Raw genomic sequence first — 19896 nt, forward strand, 5'->3', positions numbered from 1 at the left:
TCGACATTTTTCAGGCTTATTCAGCCATGCATGATTTCATCGTGCTGTTGATCCCCGGGGCGCATGCGACCAGCGTGGCGGCGACGCTGGACATGCTGTCGGCGGCGGCACTGCTGGCGCGCCGCGTGGGCTGCCCGGTGCCGCGCTGGACCGTCGTTTCCGCCAGCGGCGGCGATGTTGCGCTCGGCAACGGCGTGTCGGTGACCTCCCAGGTGCTGCCCGCGCGACTGCCCTCCGGGCGGCCGACCTGGATCGTGCCCGGGCTCGGCGCCACCAGCGCGCGGCGCGCCGAGGCGCTGCTGTCAGATGCCGGCACGCAGGCCGTGCTGCGCGTGCTGCGGCGAGCCGCGGCGCGCGGTGGTTCCATCGCGGCATCGTGCTCCGCGGTGCTGCTGCTGGGCGGGGCGGGGCTGCTCGACGGCCGTCGCGTCACGATCTCGTGGTGGCTGGCGCCGCTGTTGCGTCGCATGGTGCCGGCGTGCCAAGTCGACGAAATGCGCATGGTGATCGAGGACGGCCCGATCGTCACCGCGGGCGCCGCCTTCGCGCAGATCGACCTGATGCTGTGGTTGCTGCGCCGGCGTTTCGGCCAGGCCTTGAGCGAAGCGGTCGCACGCGCGCTGCTGATCGATGGGCGCCAATTGCAGGGCCCCTACATCGACCCGTCGGTGGTCAACGCCGGGCACGAGCTGCTGATGCGCATCGAGGCGCAAGTCCGCGCGGCGCTGCCGCACCCGCCTTCCGTCGAGGCCTTGGCTGCGACGTTGGCGATGTCGCCGCGCACGTTGACGCGGCGGGTGCGCACCGCCAGCGGCCGCTCGCCGCTGGAGCTGGTCCAGTCGGTGCGGCTGGCCAGCGCGCGGGCACTGCTCGAAAGCGGTGGGCTGTCCGTCGAGGAAGTCGCGCATCGCGTGGGGTATCAGGATGCGACCGCACTACGCCGCCTGATGAAGAAGGCCTATGGCGCGACGCCACGGCAGATGCGCCCCACGGCCGTTCCAGACGCTTAACGAATGCTTGCACTCCCTCGCTCCTGAGGCGCTGGAACACGGTCACGCTGGCGCCGACCTGCGCACTGCAGGTTGCCCGCACATTCGCTGCCCGTGCGCCGTCTGGCACGAACCCGGGCCACCTGATCGATCACCTACAACCCCTCAGGAGGAAGTTGTCATGCCCCATTTTTGTTCACGACCCGTCCGCTGCACACCGTCCGTGGCTGCGTCCACCTTGGCAACCGCCGCCTGGCTCGCCTGTGCGCCGCTGCCCGCCAGCAGCGCCGGCCCCGACGTCTCGTGGACCGGCGGCGCGGGCCCCGACCAGGCGTTCTGGGACCTGGCGCAGAACTGGGATGCGGACTTCCCGCCGTCGCCTTACTTCTACCCGGGCGGCGAAAAATGGGTCGACCTCGGCAGCCACGACACCGTCCTGCGCTACGGCAACCATGGCATCGGCCGCTTGACCGGTACGGGCACGTTGACGCTGGCCGGCGGCGGCATCGGCATGGAGATGGACCTCGACTCGCGCCTGGGCAGCCTGCGGATGGAGGCGGGTGGGTTCGTGCTGCCCTGGCTCACCGTCGGCAGCTTCCACTGGAGCGGCGGGGGCTTCGGCGGCTATTCGCCGTCCAGCGGCAACGGCTACGTGATCGTCGAGGGCGACGCCCATATCACCGGCGTGTCGAGCCGCTCCGGCGCCTCGTTCACCTTCCTCGGCAATACCCGGTGGGACGGCACAGGCATCATCGACTCCCGCGGCCTGCTGCAGGTCGGCGCCAACGCGCACTTCGACGACCACGCCGGCCCAACCGGCCACGCCTGGTCGCTGGGATTGGATGGGGAATACCTGGTGGAAGGCCGCTACACCAAGACCGGCGTGGGCGATTCGACACTGCAGACCATGCGCAGCACCGACTTCCGCAACACCGGCACGGTGGACGTACAAGAGGGCGCATTGAAGATGCGCATCGGCCTGTTCGTGGAAGGCGACTACGACAGCGGCGTCGAGCCGAGCTTGTGGACCAACGAGGGCACGTTGCAGACATCCGGAGGCTCGCTGCAGGTGCAGTTGCTGGGTGCGACCGCTGCCCACCGCGGGCAGGCGCTGGTGCACGCCGGATCGATGAGCTTCGAGCTGGAGGATGCCGCGCTGAACAGCAGCGGCGATTGGCGCATCGACAGCAATGCGTCGCTCACCTTCCAGGGCAGCCCCGCACAGACGGCGATGTCCACCGTCGACGTCACCAGCGGCCGCATCACCAATCAGGGACAGCTGACCATCCACGGCGTGCGCATGCGCGTCGGACCGGACGCGGCGCTGGATGGCCCGGGGCATCTGGCCGTCACCGGGCAGGGCGTGTTCGAGTACGCCCAGCCGCTCGCGCTGGGCTCCCTGCGCATCGGTGCGGGCGCCGACTCGGCGGGGCACGTGAAGATCGCCGGCAGCCTCGACGTTCAGGACCTGGTGTGGGGCCACGGCAGCTTGTCGGCCGGTGGCCCGATCACGGTGAGCCGGTATGCGCAACTGAGCGGAGATGCCATCGACGCCGCCGGGCGCCAGGGCAAACGCCTCGACACCGAGCTGGTGCTGCTCGGCGCCGGTCTGTGGGAGGACGGACGAGACCTGTACGGTGCCGGCGCCCTGCGGATCGCGGCCGGCGCGACGTTCGACGTCCAGCCCGCACGGAGCGGTCGCGCGATCGAGCTCGCGCGCGTGCGCAACGCCGGCCGCTTCAATGCCAACGGCGACCTGGTGGTCCACGCCCCGTTCGACAACACCGGCACGGTGAACACCGACGGGGGCACGTTGACGTTTCGCGGCCCGCTGGTCAACCGGGGCACGTTGTCGGCGCAATGGGGACGCATCGAGATCGAGTCACCGAACGCGCCGTGGCGCAACGAGGGTCGCCTCGAACTGCTCAACGCGCAGGCTCAGGTCGGCGGCGGTTTCGTCAACGCCGGACAGGTGGTGCTCGGCTTGCAGTCTGACTTCGGCGAGCCGGCCCTGGCTCGGCTCACGGTGGACGGCGACTACGTGCAGGACGATATCGGCGCCGCAAGCTGGATCGACGGCCTTCTGCAGGCCGACAACCTGCGCTTCGAGGCCGGCAGCTTCGGCGTGGGCTTGCGCGGGAGCGTCGGCTTGGCCGAGTTGGTGGCCGGTACGATCAGTTTTGGCGGCGCGGCACTGTATCTCGACATCATGAACATCGACTGGATGGACCGGATCGCCATCGACGGCCTGGCCCGCCTGGACGGCCATCTCGATATCGATTTCGGCCAGGAGCTGCCGTTTGGCGATCTGTCGCAGACCTACCGCATCCTCACGGCGTCCGGCATCCAGGGCAGCTTCGACAGCATCACGAGCAACCTGGATGCCTCCCGCTATCGCCTGATCGCGCTCTATGGCGACGACCACGTGGAGCTCCAGATCGCCGCGGTGCCGGAGCCGGAAACCTATGCGCTGATGGCGCTCGGGCTCGTCGTGGTCGGGGCCGTCGGTCGTCGCAGACGCGCGACCTGAGGAAGACGCGCAAGCGGCCCACGACGGCAGGTATCAGGACGCAACAACGGGGCCGTGCGGCAGGGAAATCGCGCAGCGCGACACCACGGCGATCGAGGCTGGCGTTGCCCTCCGGCACTTAACGATTGCTTGCATTCCGGAGCACCCGATCGAGCAAAACCGGATCAGGCTCGCGAAGGCAAGGCGCGTGAACGGCCCGACGAAACCGTCCGCGACGAGCCTTGCAGGCCGCCTGCGTATTCGCTCCCCGCTCGCGTCCTGGCACTCCGGGAGCGAGCAGGGAGACACACATGCGCCCCAGTTCCTTCAGGCCCCCTCAGCTTCATCTCCTGGCAGCCGCTGCTTTCGCGTGCATGCCGCCGGTCGCCACCGCCGACCCGCCCCCCGCCTACATCGCGCCCGGCGAAACCTGGGTCGACGACGTTCCGGTCGGATGGTCCTACAGCGACGAGTACATCGACTTCGTCAATGAAGGCCGCTACGTCAAGACGGGCGATGGTGGGCGGGGCTATACCTGGGCCTGGGGTTTCGACAATCGCGGCGAATATGACGTGACGGCCGGTGCCGTCAGCTTCGGCCTCGGCGCCGCCAGCAACGGCTGGAGGAACTCCGGCCAGCTGTACGTGCGCGAAGGCGCGCAAATGGAAGTCTTCATGCCCCGCTTCAACGCGACATCGGTCCACTCGGGCCACGTACACGTCGAGCGGAATGCGGTGTTCGGGCTGGGCATGGCTCTCAGCTCCGTGCTGGAGAGTTCCGGCGCCTGGACGGTCGACCGAGGCGGGCACTTGGCGTTCTCCGGGGCTTCCGGCCCTGATCCGTGGGGCGGGTCTTCGCCCGGCGACAGCTTCACCGGCGTCGGCATCCGCAACGAGGGCGTGGTGAGTTTCTCCGGCAACTACGCCCGCTTCAGTGGCGGCGCCACCTTGTCCGGCTCGGGCCGGGTCGAGCTGGTCGACGGCGCCGTCCTCGACCTCCTCGACGATCTGCGCATCGGCAGCCTGCTCGTCGACCAGCCCGTCCCCTCCGATGTCCTGCCCACCTTCAGCCTGCTGCGTGCCCGCCACGTCACGCTGGACGCGCTCGAGTGGGGCTCGGGGAAGCTGGAGGTCTCGTCGGTCACGGTGCACGGCGCGACGCGCCTGTACGGCTACACCTACCACGAATACCAGGACGGGCAAAGCTCGAGCTTCGTGCGCGAGAAGCGTGTCGAGAACCCCTTCGTCTTCCAGGGCGACGTCGACTGGGCCGGGGACTATGCCCTCGTCGGCGGCGGCCGCATCACCGTCGACACCGCCGGTCGTTTCCTGGACAACCACGACCACCGCGACCCGTGGACCGGCGTGCGCATGCCGCAATACATCGACATCGCGCGCTTCGACAACCACGGCACCTACCTCAAGACGGGGGCCGGCGACACCACGGTGCTGGCTCCTTTCGTCAACACCGGGCTGGTGACAAACCGTGGGGCCGGCACGTTGACGCTGGCCGGAGCCGTCGACAACCGCGGCACGCTGGAAGCCGACGGTGCCAGGTTGGTGGTGCACGGGGCGCTGCAACAGTTGCAGCTCGACCAGGCCACTTATCCGAGGAGCCACATGCTGACCGGCGGCCGCTACGTCATGCGCAACGGCGTCATCGTGCTGACGCCCCGGGCCGCCGACGCACCGCGCCTGGCCGACGCGAAGATCCGTACCAACGGCGGCCATATCGTGCTCGATGGGCCCGGAGCCGGCCTGCGGGTCGCGCACCTGGGCAGCGACTACGAGGCGTTGGACGAACTCATCTGGAACAAGGGTTCGCTGGTCCTGCTCAACGGCGCGCAGCTCGGGACCGGCATGCCGTTCTACAACGCCGGCGCGCTCAGCGTCGGCGCCGGCAGCCTGCTGGATGTCGCCGACCGCTACACGAATGACGGCGGAGCGGCCTGGATCGGCGGGCGGCTCGACGCGGAAAGCTTCAGCTTCTTCAGCGGCACGCTCGGCGCGGGCCTCGAAGGCGAGGTCGGTGACGGCGTACTGAGCGGCGGCGCACTGGCGCTCGGCGGCACGGGGATGCTGCACCTGGACCTGCTGGGCTCCGAGCACTTCGACACGCTGAGCCTGGCCGACGCTGCGATGCTCGGCGGGCAGTTGTGGGCGGAGTTCGGGCCCGGCGCGGCGCCGCTCGGCAGCTTCCGCTTCCTCACCGCGGACGGGGGCGTCAGCGGCCGTTTCGCCTCCATCGCCAGCAACCTCGATCCGTCGCGTTATGTGCTTTCGGCGGTGTATGGCGCGACCTATGTCGAACTCAACGTGGCGGCCGTGCCGGAGCCTGAAACCTACCTGCTGATGGCCATCGGTCTCGGTCTGCTGGGGTACGTGGGTCGCCGCCGTCGACCCGGCGCTGCAAGGCCGGGCGACTGACCTTCAACAGCGTTCGATGCCGGCGGTGAGGGCAGGAGACGCCAGCGATTGCCACCATGCGTGCAATCGCTCGGCGGCCTCCTCGACACGGCCTTCGTTGCGGATCACGCAGTCCGCTGCGACAGATTCGCCGAGCGCGGCCGCGCGCAGCAAGCGTCGCTCGATCTCGGACGCGGACTCGCGGCCTCGCAAGGCCAGTCGGGCAGCAAGCGTCGGGGAAGACGCTGTCACCAGCACCACCCTCGCCCGTGGCGCCAGACGCCGCAGCGCCTGCAGCTGCCCGCGAGATCCGTTGAGCACCAGCCACTGCCCGCGCTCCATAGGCGCCAGCAAGGTGCGCCGAACGCCGTAGTGCAAGCCGTTGGCACGCCAGTGCAACGCCAGCAGCCCCTGGACGAGCAGCCGCTCCATCTGCACCTCGTCCACGGCCTCGTGCTGTTCGGCGTGCGGGTGCCGGGAGGACCGGCGTGTGATGATGCGCTGCGCAAACGCCACCGGGGCATGCGGTGGCAACCCGTCTCGCCAGGCTCGCAGCACCGTATCCTTGCCCGCGCCCGAGGGACCGACCACGTACAGGAGGCGGCCGCCGCCATCGGGCAGCGATGCGTCAGCGTGCAAGTTCGAACCTCGTCGCCAAACGGAACGGCCTGCCGGGTGCGGGCTCGACGAACAGGCACAGTGCATCGCAACGCATAGGCACGCCGAGGGCCTCGCCGAAATGCTCGCGTGCCCGCTCCAAGAGGGCGTCACGCGGCTCGCCCGGCAACGCGTCGAGCGGGTCGGTCAGCGTCATGTGAAAGCGCCACTCGCTCAACACGTAGGGGTAGCCGTGAGCCTCGAGCAGCGCCTGCTGCTGCGGCGTCAGCGTCAATGAATGGCGCCTCGCACGCTCTTCATCGGTCGGCGGTGCCCGAAAGGTATCGAGATCGATCACGCACGCGTCGGCCAGGCGCTGCAGCGGGTGGTCGGCCCCGAGCGCCTGCGCCGGCCGCAAGGCGAGAAAGCGCCCGAGCCATGCCACGTCGAGCACCGGCATGTCGAACGCCGGGGTTCGGCTGGCAAGCCGGGCCACCGCCCCCAGCAGGGCCGTCTCCGACCAAGGCTCGCGCAGCCGGAACGGCGGCTTCAGTGTCGCGTGGAAGCCGTAGCGGCGCGGCTCGCTGATGTGAGGTCGTGCCGGCTCGGGCCAGCCGGTGTCAGGCGACAACGGGTCGCGCTGCAGCCACCGGCAACCGGTCTCCCACAACGGGTGATTGGCCGCAGGAGCGAAGTAGACCGCATAGCGGTGCACGGTGGTCGTCGTACCCATCATCCGCGTCGATCCGCCTGTCATTCGGGTTGAAAGTCCTCGGGAGACACGCTCAACTGCACCGCGTCGGCCGCGAACAGCGTGGTACCAGCCTCGACCGGCACGCCATGGCCGTCGACGTTGACGTAATCGACCAGCAGCACCGGCGCATTCACCGGCCGCGCCAGTGCGTCGGCTTCCTCGTGCGTCGGCATGCGACACGAGACCACGCTGCGCTGGCGCGTGTAGTCGTCCACGCCGAATTCGCGCAACGACGCGGTGATCGAACGCGTGCGGCCGAAAGCCTGCGCAATGCCCGCAAAGCGCACCGCCGGGAACACGCTGGTGCTGACGCCGATCGGGCGTCCTCGCACGACGGCACGGGTGCGCAGCACCTCGACACGGTCTTTCGCCGCGATGCGCAGCGGCTGCGCCCATGTACCCGCTTCCTGCACCTCGGCGCCACGCAGTTCGCGCCGGGCTTGCTCGCCGCCGTCGGCGAGGTTCTGCGTCAGCCGCGTGCGGCGCTGCAGCGCGTAGTCGAGCACCAGCTCGCGCACGAAAGTGCCGCGGCCGTGCACGACACGCACGTACCCACTCTCGGCGAGCGAGCGCACCGCCTGTCGCAGCGTGTGACGATGAACGGCAAAGCGCTCGGCGAGCGCCGTCTCGTTGGGCAGGCGCTCGCCGGGCAGGATGCGGCCCGCGGCGATGTCCTCGCGCAGCGCGCGCGCAATGGTTTCCCACCGGCGCGCCGGCACATCGGTGACGGCGGCATCGGGCGGCGACGGATCGTTGAACATGACGGCTTTCCTGGTTGGGACATGTCGGAGTGCTTCAACAAACTGTCATCAACCCCCCGGACACTGGGCAACATCTTAGAGACGTCTAGATGACAAGCTCATGTCAAGCACTGCACCGATCGACGACACGACACCCCGGCGCGCCTGGCTCGCCGTGCTGGCGCACGCGACGACCGACGAGCTGCGGCGGCTCGCCGCGCCGATTGCCGAAGCGCAGCGCTTCGACTGGCTGCGCCCGCCCGAAACCGGCCTGGTGATGCTGCGCGGCCGCATCGGCAACACCGGCGACCGCTTCAACCTGGGTGAGGCGACGGTCACGCGGTGCGTGGTGCGCGTCGCCCATCCCGAAGGCGGCAGCACGGCCGGCGTCGGCTACGTGCTCGGCCGCGATGCCGAGCGGGCGCGCTGGGTGGCCTGCCTCGATGCCTTGCTGCAAGCCGGCGCCTCGCACGCCGACGTGATGCACCGCGTCGTCGAGCCTCTGGCCGCGCTGGCCCGCCAGCGCCACCGTACGGAGCAGGCCGCCGCGGCGTCCAGCCGCGTCCAGTTCTATACCCTGCAAGCGGAGCTGAATCCATGAACACTGCCGCCCCGGCGCTGGCCAACCTGCCGCTCGGTTTCGCCGACGCGGTGCACGGCACGCAGACCAGCTTCCGTGGCCTGCTCGACGCCATGGCGCGGCCGGGTCGCGTGCACCGCCTCGAATCCGCGACTGCGCATCAGCTGCAGTTCCCGCCTGCCATCAGTCCCGCGATGGCGGCCCTGCTGCTGACGTTGTGCGATGCCGACACACGCGTGTGGATCAGCCCGGCCTTCGGCGCCGGAGCCGCACACATCCATGCGTTCGGCCGCTTCCACACGGGGCTCGTCTCGGTCGACGACCTGCGCCGGGCGCAATTCGCCTTCCTGCCCGCCAGCGACGCTCCTGAGCGGGCACTGCGCGAGCTGCCCCACGGCAGCGACGAGGTGCCGCAGGACGGTGCCACGCTGGTCATCGACACGCCGCTGCTCGCCGCGCAGGAAGAAGACGCGGACGGCCGCACCACCGGCCCGCTCGACCGCGAGGCCGCGGACGCGACGCCGTGGGTGCGGCTGACCGGCCCCGGCGTGCAGCACGCGCACCGCCTCGCGGTGGGCGGCCTCGGCCTCGCGTTCTGGCGTGCGCGCCAGGCCTTGCAGACGCGGTTTCCGCGGGGGGTCGATGTGGTCTTCACCTGCGGCGAACGCGTCGCCGCCGTGCCGCGCTCGACACAGGTCGAGCCGCTGCTCGCCATGGAAGGGAACTGACGATGTACGTTGCCGTGAAGGGGGGGGAACGCGCGATCGAAGCCTCGTACCGGCTGCTCGACGCGGCACGCCGGGGCGACCCGGCGGTGCCCGAGCTGCAGGTCGGGCAGCTGCAGCAGCAGATGCGCCTGCTGGTGGACCGCGTGATGGCCGAGGCCTCGCTGCACGACCCGGAGCTGGCAGCGCTGGCCCTGAAACAGGCCCAAGGCGATGCGATCGAAGCGGTGTTCCTGCTGCGAGCCTACCGCAGCACGCTGCCGCGCTTCGGCTACGGCGAGCCGCTCGACACTGCCCGCATGCGCGCGAGCCGCCGCATCTGCGCGGTGTTCAAGGACGTGCCCGGCGGGCAGGTGCTCGGCGCCACGCACGACTACACGCAGCGGCTGCTGGACTTCGGGTTGCTGTGCCCCGACGCCGGCCACGCCGTCATCCAGGCGGCGTCCGGCGCGCCGGTGCCGGACGCCATGCCGAGCGCGCTCGCCGCGCTGGCGGCCGAAGGCCTGATCGAGCCACAGCGGCCGAGCGCCGGCGACCCCGAACCGCCGGACATCACACGCGTGCCGCCGAGCTACCCGTTGCCGCGCACGGCTCGCCTGCAGATGCTGGCCCGTGGCGACGAGGGTTGGGTGCTGGGCATGGCCTACTCGACGCAGCGCGGTTATGCGAACACCCACCCCTTCGCCGGCGAGGTCCGTGTCGGCCACGTGCCGGTGGAAATCGTTCCCGACGAACTGGGTTTTCCGATCGAGATCGGCGAGGTCGAGCTGACCGAGTGCCAGATGATCAACCAGTTCACCGGCAGCGCGGACGTGGCGCCGCAGTTCACGCGCGGCTACGGCCTCGCGTTCGGCCGCAGCGAACGCAAGACGATGGCGGTGTCGCTGGTCGATCGCGTGATGCGCGCCGACGAGTTCGGCGAGGACCGCACCAGCCCCTCGCAGGACCAGGAGTTCGTGCTGCCGCACTCGGACAACGTCGAGGCCTCGGGTTTCGTGCAGCACCTGAAGCTGCCGCACTACGTCACCTTCGAGAGCGAGCTGCAGCTGATCCGCGCGCTGCGCGAGGCATGGGACGCACGCACCACGGTGCCGCCCCGTTCCGTCGAACCCTCGACCAAGGAAGTCTGCGCCAAATGAACCTCCATGACCTGCCCGACGCCGCGACGCCGCTGATCGGCTACAACTTCGCTTACCTCGACGAGCGCACCAAGCGGATGATCCGTCGCGCGATCCTGAAGGCCGTCGCCATTCCCGGCCATCAGGTGCCGTTCGGCTCGCGCGAGATGCCGCTGGCCTACGGCTGGGGCACCGGCGGCATCCAGGTGACGGCGGCGATCATCGGCCGCACCGATGTGCTGAAGGTCATCGACCAGGGCTCGGACGACACCACCAACGCGGTCAACATCCGCCGCTTTTTTGCGCGCACCACCGGCGTCGCGACCACCTGGCGCACGCGCGAGGCGACGCTGATCCAGACCCGCCACCGCATCCCCGAGGCGCCGCTCACCGAAGCACAGACACTGGTCTACCAGGTGCCGCAGCCCGAGCCGCTGTACAAGCTGGAGCCGCGCCGCGGCGAGACGCTGAAGCTGCACGCGCACCGCGAGTACGGGCTGATGAACGTCAAGCTGTACGAGGACATCGCGCACTGGGGCCGCATCGAGACCACGTACGACTACCCGGTGCTGGTCAACCGCCGCTACGTGATGGCGCCATCGCCGATCCCGAAGTTCGACAACCCGAAGATGGACCGCATGCCCGCGCTGCAACTGTTCGGCGCCGGCCGCGAGAAACGCCTCTATGCAGTGCCGCCGTACACCGAGGTGCAGAGCCTGGACTTCGAGGACCACCCGTTCGCAGTCGAGCACCCCGGCCACGCCTGCGCGCTGTGCGGCTGCACGACGAGCTATCTGGACGAGGTGGTGACGGAGGGCGCCAGGACCCTGTGGACCTGCTCGGACACGGACTGGTGCCGGGAGCAGCGGGGATGAAGCTCAGTTTCCGCACCGCCACGCTCGACGACGTGCCGGCCGTGCTGGCGCTGTACGAAGCCGCTGCCATCGACCCGCCCGGCAGCGCCGACCTCCGACTGGCGCGCGCGACCTTCGAGCGCATGCAGAGCCACCCCGACTACCGCGTCTGGCTCGCCGAACTCGACGGCGAGCCCGTCGGCACGCTGGCGCTGGCCGTGATGGACAACCTGGCGCACCGCTGCGCGCCGTCGGCCCTGGTCGAGGACGTGGCGGTGCACCCGAGGTGCCAGGGCCGGGGTGTCGGCCGCCGCCTGATCGGCCATGCCATCGAGCAGGCACGCGCCAAAGGCTGCTACAAGCTCGCGCTGTCGTCCAACGCCCGGCGCCAGAGCGCCCATGCCTTTTACGAACGCCTCGGCTTCCAGCCGCACGGCATCAGCTTCCGGGTGAACCTCGATGAGCAATGACCCCACCAGCCAGCCTCTGCTGCGCGTTGCCGGCGTGAGCCACCGTTTCGGCGCGGCATGGGCCGTGCGCGATGCGAGCTTCCAGCTGCACCCCGGCGAAGTGCTCGCCGTCGTCGGCGAGTCCGGCTCCGGCAAGTCGACACTGCTCGGCGGCCTCGCCGGCCGCTTGCAGCCTGCGCACGGCACGGTGGAATACCGCCGTGCCGACGGCGTATGGGTCGATGTGCACCGCATCGCCGAGGCCGAGCGCCGCCTGCTGGCGCGCACCGAATGGGGTTACGTCGAACAGCATGCCGCCGATGGGCTGCGCATGAACGTCAGTGCCGGTGCCAACATCGGCGAGCGGTTGATGGGGCTGGGTTCGCGGCATTTCGGCCACTTGCGTGCCCAGGCCACCCACTGGATGGAGCGTGTCGAACTCGACGCGACCCGCGTCGACGACCTGCCGCGCGAATTCTCGGGCGGCATGCGCCAGCGTCTGCAGATCGCGCGCAACCTCGTTACGCGGCCGCGCCTGGTGCTGATGGACGAACCGACGTCCGGGCTGGACGTCTCGGTGCAGGCGCGCCTGCTCGATCTGATCCGGCTGCTGGTCGCTCGCATGCACCTGGCCGCGATCATCGTCACGCACGACCTGGGCGTCGCGCGGCTGCTGGCGCACCGCACGATGGTGATGCGCCACGGCCGCATCGTCGAGCAGGGGCTGACCGACCGGGTGCTGGACGACCCGCAGCACGAATACACCCAGCTGCTCGTCTCCTCGGTCGTCTCACCTTGAAAAGCCGCATGAAGCACGATCGCAACATCCTGCCCGCCATCGAAGTGCGGGCCTTGAGCAAGACCTTCACGCTGCACCTGCGCGGCTCGCAGCGGCTGCCGGTGCTGCAGGGCTTCGAGATGGAGGTGTACCCCGGCGAGTGCGTCGCGCTGGTGGGCGCCTCCGGACAGGGCAAGTCGACGTTGATGAAATGCCTGTACGGCAGCTACGGTTGCGAGCAGGGCCGCGTGGTGCTGCGGGCCGGCCATGACAGCGTCGACCTGGCGTCGGCCTCGCCGCGCCAGGTGCTGCACTGGCGACGCCGGGGCATCAGCTATGTCAGCCAGTTCCTGCGCGCAGTGCCGCGCGTGGGCGCGCTCGACGTGGTGGCCGAACGGCTGCTGGAAGACCTGCCGCCGGACGGCACGGACGCCCTCGACGATGCGCGCTACGCGCAACAGGCCGCAGCGGCCCGCGAGCAGGCATGCACGCTGTTGGCGCGGCTGAACCTGCCGTCGGCGCTGTGGGAACTGCCGCCGGCCACGTTCTCGGGGGGCGAGCAGCAGCGCGTCAACATCGCACGCGGCTTCGTCAAGCCGACGCCGGTGCTGCTGCTGGACGAACCCACCGCTTCGCTGGATGCCGCGAACCGGCGCATCGTGGTGCAATTGATCGCCGAAGCCAAGGCGCGCGGGGCCGCGGTGGTCGGCATCTTCCATGACGAGGAGGTGCGCGACACTGTCGCGACGCGGCAGGTCGGCTTCGCATGAACGGAATCACCATGAACCACAACGAGCTGGTCCTCAGCAACGCCCGCATCGTGCTCGCGCACGAAGTGGTGCACGGCAGCGTGCAGCTGCGCGACGGGCGCATCGCCGGCATCGACGCCGGCGCCACGGCCGTGCCCGGTGCCATCGACCTCGAAGGCGACCACCTGCTGCCCGGGTTGGTCGAGGTGCACACCGACAACCTGGAACGCCACGTGATGCCCCGCCCGCGCGTGTTCTTCCCGGCGCAGTCGGCCGTGCAGTCGCACGACGCCGAGATCGCCGCGGCGGGCATCACCACCGTGTTCGACGCGATCGGCGTAGGCGACCCGTACGACGACGGCTTTCGCGCGAAGGACCAGAGCAGCATCCTGCAGGTGATCGACCTGCTCGAGGACGCCGGCGTGCTGCGCACGCGCCACTACGTGCACATCCGCTGCGAGCTGCCGGCGCCCAACGCGCGCGAGCTGTTCGAGCCGTTTGCCCGCCACCCGCGGCTGAAGCTGCTGTCGCTGATGGACCACACGCCGGGCCAGCGGCAGTGGAACGACATCGAGCATGCCCGCATCTACTACACCGGCAAGAAGGGCTGGAGCCTGCAGAAGTTCGAGGAAGAACTGCGTCTCGCACCGCGCCGGCAGGCCGACCACGCCGAACCGAACCGGCGCTGGTTCGTCGAGTTCGCGCACGAGCAAGGCGTGGCGCTCGCGACGCACGACGACACCACGCTGGCGCACGTCGACGAGGCGGTGGCGCTGGGCGCCGCGATGAGCGAGTTCCCGACCACGATGGCGGCCGCGCAGCACGCCAAGGCCGTCGGCCTGGCGACCATCGCCGGGGCGCCCAACGTCGTGCGCGGCGGCTCGCACTCAGGCAACGTCGCGGCGCTCGACCTGGCTCGAGCCGGCGTGCTGGACGTGCTGTCGTCCGACTACGTGCCGGCCAGCCTGATCCACGCGGCATGGTGCCTGCACCAGCAAGGCGGTTTCACGCTCAGCGAAGCCGTCAACGTCGTCAGCCGCAACCCGGCGCAGGCGACCGGGCTGCACGACCGCGGCGAGATCGCCCCCGGGCGGCTGGGCGACGTGATCCGCGTGCGCGAGGTGAACGCTCGCCCGGTGGTGTGCTGCGTGTGGCGGGGCGGGCAGCGGGTCTGCTGAAAGGGTTTTATTCCCGCACACCACTTGCATGGGTGGCTATGTTTTTCCGGGTTCCCGTGTGTGGCGCGCCGGGTACGGCCGGCGTCCCTTGTTGCGGGGACGGTGCACCACAAGCGGCCCGACTCGGCAACAATCCGCGTTCGATCCAACATCCAACCGCCGGGTCACGCCTCAGCGCGGGACACGGTCTCACTTCGGCGAGGAAACCGCACATGTCCGACAAGAAACGTTCCACCGACCGCCCCGACATCCTCCGGCGCGCCATGACGCTCTCGGCGCTGGGCCTGGCTGGCGCAGCGCTCACCGGCTGCGGCGGCGGCTCTGAGGGCGACGAAGATCTGCCCAACCTGCGCTTCGTCAACGGCACGCTCGAATACACCTCGATGAGCGTCTACCTGGACGGCGGCTCGCAGGCAGTGCTGACCGGCCTGAACAACGGCGGCGAGATCAGCGCGATCCGCACTGTCGATGAGGGCGTGCACACGGTGCGCATGGCCAGCACCAGCCCCGTCGGCGAGGTCTCCGGCACCAAGGATTTCGAGCTCGAAACCTACACCACCGCTTTGGTGTACGGGCCGACCACCGCCAAGCTGCTGTTCATCGACGAGAACAGCGCCGAGCCGGCGTCGGGCCGTACGCGGCTGAGGGTGTTCCAGGCCGCCTCGACGGCCGGCGCGCTGGACGTCTACGTGACCGCCACCAACGTCACTGACCTGACGGCGCTGACGCCCAACGTGGAGGGCCTGGCCTACGACAGCAATGCGTCGATGAACGCCCCGGTGACGCTCGATTCGGGCACCTACCGCGTTCACCTCACCGCAACCGACAGCAAGACGCCGCTGTACCGGTCGGCCAACGTGACGTTCCCGAGCCGCTCGGTGGTGGCGCTGGTGGTCATCCCGAACGACGGCGATCTCGCCATCGTCGCGCTGCCCGAGCGTCGCAACGGCAACCTGCTGACCGACCAGCTCTGACGGCCGGCCCAGGGAACCCCGCGCTCACACGGCGCTGATCGGTTTGCCCCCCACGCGAGCCGCCGGCCGGCGGCTCGCCTGCATCACGCCCTGCAGCACGCCAAGGTAGTAGGCCAGCGGCGGTGTCGGCTTGCCCGGCACCTTCGCGAGGTCGTCCCAGCGGCGCAGCTGCACCGCTTCCATCGCGTGCGGCAGCGCCTCGAATGCAGCAGCCTCGACGGGCGTCATCGGGCCGCCCTGCAACGACAGCGTGTGCGCCGACGCCGCCGACAGTCCGCTCTGGTAGCCCGGCTCGCGCGCGCACAGGTAGCGCTTGGCCGCCACGTGCAGCCGGATCGGCCCGGTCACCGCCGCGCCGAAGTCGGCGCACAACAGGTCGAGCGCACACTCTTCATGACGGTCGTCCTGGTCGCCGGGCACCGGCTCGTCGATCAGCAGATGGCCCAGGTCGTGCAGGAAGGCCGCCGCCACCAGTGGCTCGTCCGCGTCGGCCCATTCGGCCAGCTGCGCGCACTGCAGCGCATGCTCGAGCGCGGTCACGCGCTCGGCGTGGCGGCCGCTGTACAGGCGCTGCCCGCGGGCGGTGTAGAGCGCCTCGATGCTTTGCAGCAGGCGATCGTCTTCGTCGAAAAAGCAGTCCATCGGATGCCCTTCAGATCAAGCGCTTGCGCAGTGCCGATGAAGCCACGTCGATCACCGTCACGGTGATGACCAGCATCAGCAGCACCGCTGCCGTCTCGGCGTACTGGAAGCCGCGGATGACATCCCACAACACCATGCCGATGCCGCCGGCGCCGACCATGCCGACGACCGAGGCCGAGCGCACATTGGCCTCGAAGCGGTACAGCGAGTACGAGATCCACAGCGGCATCACCTGCGGGACCACGCCGTAGACGATCTCCTCGATCGGCCGTGCGCCGGTGGCGCGGATGCCCTCGACCGGCTGCGGGTCGATCGCTTCGACCGCCTCCGAGAACAGCTTGGCGAGCGTGCCGGTGGTGTGCACCCACAGCGCCAGCACGCCGGCGAAGGGCCCCAGCCCGACCGCGACGACGAACAGCAGCGCAAACACCATCTCGTTGATCGCACGGCAACCGTCCAGCAGGCGCCGCACCGGCTGGTAGACCCACCACGGCGTGATGTTGCTCGACGCCAGCAGCCCCAGCGGCACCGCGCAGAGAATCGCCAGCGCCGTGCCCCAGAGGGCGATCTGCAAGGTCACCAGCAGCTCGGCTGCGTAGTGCTGCCAGTCGCGAAAGCTGGGCGGGAAGAAGCCTTTCAGGTACTCCGCCATGTTGCCGGCGTCGCGCCACAGGTCGAGCGGGCGCAGGTCCGCCCCCTTCCATGAGCCGGCCAGCACCGCCAGCAGCAGCGCCCACAGCAGCAGCGTTCCCAACGACGTCTTCGGGGCAGCTGCGGGCAGCACCGGGGCCGTGTCGCGGCGGCCGGGGACGGCCGCACCGGCCGACTCGAGCGTGCGTGCGTTCATCATCGACTTCGGCAACAGCAGGCGGTGCAAGGCTTACTTTGCGCTCGCGACGAGCTTCTGCAGTTGCGCCAGCTGCTGGTCGATCTCGCGCAGCTTCTTCTGGCGCTCGTCCGCCGACAGCGTGGTGTCGCTCTCGACCTTGGCACGCTGGCGCACCAGCTCCAGCTGGCGGATCGGCACCAGTTGCGTGTCGTCCGAGGCGACGAAACCGGCGAAGGTGAGTGTCTTGAGGATGCCCTGCTCGCGCGCATCCTTGCCGTAGCCCAGCAGGAACGCGCGGATCTTCTGCTTCGCCTCGGCATCGAGGCTCTTGCGCCACAGCATCGGGTCGCTCGGGATCAGCGGCGAGCGCCACACTTCACGCAACTCGGCACGCTTGTGGGGCTGCTTCATCTGCATGCGGTCGAGGCCGTCGCTGGAGACCGTCGCCACGTCGACCTGCCCGTTGGCGACCGCCAGCATATTGGTCTCGTGATTGGCGCGCACGGTGCGCTTGAAGTCCTTCACCGGGTCGACCTTGTTCTCGGCGAAAGCGTAGTAGCCCGGCACCAGCGAGCCCGAGGTGGAGTTGGGGTCGCCGAAGCCCAGCGTCAGCTCGGCGCGGTGCGCTAGCACGTCGTCGAGTGTCTTGTGCGGGCTGTCCTTGCGCACCACCATCACGCTCCAGTAGCCGGCAGCGCCGTCGGCCTGCGTGACCTTGGCGAACACTTCGCCGCCGGCGCGGTCGACGGCTTCCATGCCGGACTTGTTGCCCATCCACGCGACGTCGACCTTGTTGAAGCGCATGCCCTCGATGACGCCGGCATAGTCGGGCGCGAAGAAGGCGGTGATCTCCAGCCCGGTGGCGCGCCGCATGTCCTCCAGCAGCGGCTGCCAGGCCGTCTTCAGGTTCGCAGACGACTCGGTGGAAATGATGCCGAAGGTGACTTCCTTCGACTGGGCGTGCACGGCCGTGGCGAAGGCCAGGCCGGCGGCGACGGCGAGATGAGCGAACAGGCGACGGTTCATGGGAACTCCTTGGACGAGACGGACGGTAGAGACAGGCCGCAGCGCGGGCGTCATGCCGCCTGCAGCGCGGGCCGCGGCAACACGACCGGCGTTACCGCGGCAGGCGTCGCGACGGCACGCTCGAACAGCTCGTCGCTCTGCGTGCCGTACAGGTGCTTCAGGCGTTCGCGCGTCAGCGAAGCGGTCGGGCCGTCGTAGACCACCTCGCCATGCCGCAGCGCCACGGTGCGCGGGCAGTACGCGAAGGCGTGGTCCACCTGGTGCAGGGACACGACGACGGTGACACCGCGCTCGCGGTTCAGCTCGGCCAGCAGCTCCATCACCTTGCGGCTCGATTCCGGGTCCAGCGAGGCGATCGGTTCGTCGGCCAGGATGAGCCGGGCACGCTGCACGATGGCGCGCGAGATCGCCGCGCGCTGCTGCTGCCCGCCCGACAACGTCGACGCGCGCTGCCAGGCGCGTTCGGCAATGCCCACGCGCTCCAGCGCATCGAGCGCCGCCTCGCACTCCTGTGGCGGAAAGCGCTTCAGCAGCGTGCGCCACAGCGGCAGCCGATGGAAGGCCCCGGCCAGCACGTTGTGCATCACCGGCAGGCGGTCGACCAGATTGAACTGCTGAAAGATCATCGCGACGCTGGCACGGATGTCCCGCACCGCGCCGCCGCAGCGGCCCGCTTCCTGCACCGTGCGGCCCATCACCTGCACACGCGAGCCAGGGCCGGCATCGGCACGGTGCAGCCCGCTCAAGTGGCGCAGCAGGGTCGACTTGCCCGAGCCGGAGGCCCCCAGCAGCGCCACCATCTCGCCGTCGTGCACGGTGAGGTTCACGCCCTTGAGCGCCAGGCAGGTGCCGAAGGTCTTGCGCAGGTCGCGCACGTCGATCACAGGCATGGACACAGTCGGTCTCCCCAGGTCGTTGGGGCGAATCATCTAGACGACCCATGACCGACCGGTGAACCTTGCATGACGGTTGCATGACACGCCGGCCGCCCGGCACAGCCAGCATTCCGCTCGTCCGGCCGGGGTCAGCGGGCGGGCGCGCGGCTGCCTACACTGCAGCCCATGCCACCGATCGAGTTCGACTGCCCTGCCCTGCGCGCTGCACGCGACCTGCACAGCGGCAAGCGGCTGCCGTTCCTCATCGCCGGTGCACACGTCGGCTCGGTCGCGCGCGACCACCTCGGCCTGCTGGCCGAGCACGCGACGTGGCTGCAGATCGGTCCGCGCGGCGTGCGCATGCTCGAGCGGCTGCGCACCGAGCCGCAGCGCAGCGCGGCGCTGGCTGCCACCAACTCGGTGCTACGCGCGCTGGGGCTGGTGCGCGGCTGGCGCGACGAGATCTACCCGGTGCTCGCGGAGCCCGGTGCCGTGCCGCTGGCGCTGATCGAGCGCGCGGCGTCGCGCTTCTGGGGCACGCTGACCTTCGGTGCGCACCTGAACGGCTATGTGTGCGACACGCTCGGTCGCCCGTCCCACCTGTGGATCGCACGCCGCGCGCTGAGCAAGGCCACCGACCCGGGCCGGCTCGACAACCTGGTCGGCGGCGGCGTGCCGCATGGGCAGTCGCCGTTCACGACGCTGGTGCGCGAATGCTGGGAGGAGTCCGGCATTCCGGAAGCACTGGCCCGGCAGGCACACCCCATGAGCCAGGTGCGGCTGCACTGCGACATCCCCGAGGGCGTGCAGCAGGAAGTGATCTACGTCTACGATCTCGAGTTGCCGCGTGATTTCGAGCCGCGGGCCATGGATGGCGAGGTGATGGAGCACCGGCTGCTGCCGATCGAGGACGTGGTGGAGCTGCTGCGCGGCCCTGAATTCACGACCGACGCAGCACTCGTGACGCTGGACTTCCTGCAGCGGCGCGGCTTGCTGCCCTAGGTGTGAAGCTTCAATAGGTTGTTGCGGGTGTTCACCCGGAGTGGTTTTGAGAGACTGGGAATCGCCAAACCCCCTGTCTAACCAAAGCCGGAGCCCGGATGAACACCCATAAGAATGCCCGAT

General features: G+C 69.6%; 20 protein-coding genes. 13 read left to right on the forward strand and 7 right to left on the reverse strand.

Translation table 11 applies throughout. The features are described from left to right. Positions 1 to 26 precede the first annotated feature (26 nt). The 3 genes from M8A51_RS25340 (at position 27) to M8A51_RS25350 (ending at position 5924) form a co-directional block, all read left to right on the forward strand. On the forward strand, positions 27 to 1010 hold the full coding sequence (locus tag M8A51_RS25340) for a GlxA family transcriptional regulator (RefSeq protein WP_251781407.1): 984 nt from the start codon (positions 27 to 29) through the stop codon (positions 1008 to 1010). Between the two features lie 202 nt (positions 1011 to 1212). Then, the gene (locus M8A51_RS26655; RefSeq protein WP_251781408.1) at positions 1213 to 3519 is read left to right on the forward strand and encodes a PEP-CTERM sorting domain-containing protein; all 2307 of its coding nucleotides are present in this window, start codon (positions 1213 to 1215) and stop codon (positions 3517 to 3519) included. A gap of 353 nt (positions 3520 to 3872) precedes the next feature. Then, positions 3873 to 5924, forward strand: a complete 2052-nt coding sequence (locus M8A51_RS25350) for a PEP-CTERM sorting domain-containing protein (RefSeq protein ID WP_251781409.1) — start codon at positions 3873 to 3875, stop codon at positions 5922 to 5924. A 3-nt stretch (positions 5925 to 5927) separates the two neighbouring features. On the opposite strand, the gene M8A51_RS25355 is transcribed toward M8A51_RS25350, so the two are convergent. From M8A51_RS25355 to phnF, 3 genes are read right to left on the reverse strand one after another with little or no spacing between them, the layout of a single operon-like run. Next, the gene (locus tag M8A51_RS25355) at positions 5928 to 6542 is read right to left on the reverse strand and encodes a phosphonate metabolism protein/1,5-bisphosphokinase (PRPP-forming) PhnN (RefSeq protein ID WP_251781410.1); all 615 of its coding nucleotides are present in this window, start codon (positions 6540 to 6542) and stop codon (positions 5928 to 5930) included. Further along, a complete protein-coding gene (locus M8A51_RS25360; RefSeq protein WP_251781411.1) occupies positions 6532 to 7233 on the reverse strand; it encodes a DUF1045 domain-containing protein in 702 nt (233 codons plus the stop codon). Before M8A51_RS25360 ends, M8A51_RS25355 begins: the two co-directional genes overlap by 11 nt. A 20-nt stretch (positions 7234 to 7253) precedes the next feature. Beyond that, positions 7254 to 8015: a phosphonate metabolism transcriptional regulator PhnF gene (gene phnF / locus M8A51_RS25365; protein ID WP_251781412.1), complete on the reverse strand. Its 762-nt coding sequence runs from the start codon at positions 8013 to 8015 to the stop codon at positions 7254 to 7256. A 100-nt stretch (positions 8016 to 8115) separates the two neighbouring features. Here phnF and phnG point away from each other — a divergent pair, with 100 nt between their 5' ends. The 9 genes from phnG to M8A51_RS25410 all read left to right on the forward strand — a co-directional run bounded on the left by phnG (position 8116) and on the right by M8A51_RS25410 (position 15399). Then, the gene (gene phnG / locus M8A51_RS25370) at positions 8116 to 8595 is read left to right on the forward strand and encodes a phosphonate C-P lyase system protein PhnG (protein ID WP_251781413.1); all 480 of its coding nucleotides are present in this window, start codon (positions 8116 to 8118) and stop codon (positions 8593 to 8595) included. Then, complete coding sequence (gene phnH, locus M8A51_RS25375; RefSeq protein ID WP_251781414.1) at positions 8592 to 9302, forward strand: phosphonate C-P lyase system protein PhnH; 711 nt, start codon at positions 8592 to 8594, stop codon at positions 9300 to 9302. The genes phnG and phnH overlap by 4 nt, the downstream gene beginning before the upstream one ends. 2 nt (positions 9303 to 9304) lie before the next feature. Further along, positions 9305 to 10438 carry a carbon-phosphorus lyase complex subunit PhnI gene (locus M8A51_RS25380; protein ID WP_251781415.1) on the forward strand — a complete coding sequence of 378 codons (1134 nt, stop codon included), beginning with the start codon at positions 9305 to 9307 and terminating at the stop codon, positions 10436 to 10438. Next, entirely contained in the window at positions 10435 to 11292 is an 858-nt protein-coding gene (locus M8A51_RS25385) for an alpha-D-ribose 1-methylphosphonate 5-phosphate C-P-lyase PhnJ (protein ID WP_251781416.1), read from the forward strand. Before M8A51_RS25380 ends, M8A51_RS25385 begins: the two co-directional genes overlap by 4 nt. Continuing rightward, on the forward strand, positions 11289 to 11741 hold the full coding sequence (locus tag M8A51_RS25390; protein ID WP_251781417.1) for a GNAT family N-acetyltransferase: 453 nt from the start codon (positions 11289 to 11291) through the stop codon (positions 11739 to 11741). The genes M8A51_RS25385 and M8A51_RS25390 overlap by 4 nt, the downstream gene beginning before the upstream one ends. Next, positions 11731 to 12519 (forward strand): phosphonate C-P lyase system protein PhnK, encoded by a 789-nt coding sequence (gene phnK / locus M8A51_RS25395; RefSeq protein ID WP_251781418.1) that lies wholly within the window; start codon positions 11731 to 11733, stop codon positions 12517 to 12519. Before M8A51_RS25390 ends, phnK begins: the two co-directional genes overlap by 11 nt. An 8-nt stretch (positions 12520 to 12527) precedes the next feature. Next, the gene (phnL, locus tag M8A51_RS25400) at positions 12528 to 13268 is read left to right on the forward strand and encodes a phosphonate C-P lyase system protein PhnL (protein WP_251781419.1); all 741 of its coding nucleotides are present in this window, start codon (positions 12528 to 12530) and stop codon (positions 13266 to 13268) included. Next, positions 13265 to 14425 carry an alpha-D-ribose 1-methylphosphonate 5-triphosphate diphosphatase gene (locus M8A51_RS25405; protein WP_251781420.1) on the forward strand — a complete coding sequence of 387 codons (1161 nt, stop codon included), beginning with the start codon at positions 13265 to 13267 and terminating at the stop codon, positions 14423 to 14425. Before phnL ends, M8A51_RS25405 begins: the two co-directional genes overlap by 4 nt. Positions 14426 to 14637: 212 nt before the next feature. Then, complete coding sequence (locus M8A51_RS25410; RefSeq protein WP_251781421.1) at positions 14638 to 15399, forward strand: DUF4397 domain-containing protein; 762 nt, start codon at positions 14638 to 14640, stop codon at positions 15397 to 15399. Positions 15400 to 15423: 24 nt separating this feature from the next. Here the strand turns inward: M8A51_RS25410 and M8A51_RS25415 are convergent, their stop codons facing one another. Genes M8A51_RS25415 through phnC form a run of 4 tightly spaced genes read right to left on the reverse strand, consistent with a single transcriptional unit; the run spans position 15424 to position 18786 of the window. Beyond that, complete coding sequence (locus M8A51_RS25415; protein ID WP_251781422.1) at positions 15424 to 16041, reverse strand: HD domain-containing protein; 618 nt, start codon at positions 16039 to 16041, stop codon at positions 15424 to 15426. A gap of 10 nt (positions 16042 to 16051) precedes the next feature. After that, on the reverse strand, positions 16052 to 16888 hold the full coding sequence (gene phnE / locus M8A51_RS25420) for a phosphonate ABC transporter, permease protein PhnE (RefSeq protein ID WP_251781423.1): 837 nt from the start codon (positions 16886 to 16888) through the stop codon (positions 16052 to 16054). 33 nt (positions 16889 to 16921) lie between these two features. Then, entirely contained in the window at positions 16922 to 17896 is a 975-nt protein-coding gene (gene phnD / locus M8A51_RS25425; protein WP_251781424.1) for a phosphonate ABC transporter substrate-binding protein, read from the reverse strand. Between the two features lie 50 nt (positions 17897 to 17946). Continuing rightward, positions 17947 to 18786 carry a phosphonate ABC transporter ATP-binding protein gene (gene phnC, locus M8A51_RS25430; RefSeq protein WP_251781425.1) on the reverse strand — a complete coding sequence of 280 codons (840 nt, stop codon included), beginning with the start codon at positions 18784 to 18786 and terminating at the stop codon, positions 17947 to 17949. Between the two features lie 171 nt (positions 18787 to 18957). On the opposite strand from phnC, the gene M8A51_RS25435 reads away from it, so the two are divergent. Continuing rightward, complete coding sequence (locus M8A51_RS25435; protein ID WP_251781426.1) at positions 18958 to 19773, forward strand: NUDIX hydrolase; 816 nt, start codon at positions 18958 to 18960, stop codon at positions 19771 to 19773. The last annotated feature ends 123 nt before the right edge of the window (positions 19774 to 19896 follow it).

Source organism: Caldimonas mangrovi (genome assembly GCF_023721835.1).
GTDB classification, from domain to species: domain Bacteria; phylum Pseudomonadota; class Gammaproteobacteria; order Burkholderiales; family Burkholderiaceae_C; genus Caldimonas; species Caldimonas mangrovi.